This is a genomic window from Verminephrobacter aporrectodeae subsp. tuberculatae At4 (genome assembly GCF_000193225.1).
Taxonomy (GTDB): Bacteria; Pseudomonadota; Gammaproteobacteria; order Burkholderiales; family Burkholderiaceae_C; genus Acidovorax; species Acidovorax aporrectodeae.
Map to the genome: position 1 here is coordinate 1 of NZ_AFAL01000343.1, position 279 is coordinate 279.

The following is a 279-nucleotide window of genomic DNA, read 5'->3' on the forward strand; positions in this document are numbered from 1 at the left end:
CGAGCGCGCGCCAGCAGCCGTGCACCATGCCCACGCCGCACCATGAGCGCGCCGTTCCGCCGGCCGCCTGTATGCGTTCGGCGAACACGCGCGGGTCGTCGCGCAGCGGGTCGTGCTCGACGCCGATCGCCAGCGTGGGCGGCAGGCCGTCGAAGCGCTGCGCATTGAGCGGCGCAATCCAGTCCGGTGGCCGTGCTGCGCCCCAGTAGTGGCGGCGAAACGCATGGATGTCGGCGAGCGTGAGCATGGGCGCATGCGCTTCGGTATCGCGCGCGGGGG

Annotated in this window: 1 protein-coding gene; it reads right to left on the reverse strand. The window is 73.1% G+C overall.

Annotated features, from left to right (window positions below):
• Positions 1-279, reverse strand: a 279-nt coding sequence (locus VTU_RS26375; protein ID WP_010102601.1) for an alpha/beta hydrolase fold domain-containing protein, incomplete at both ends; no start/stop codon positions are given.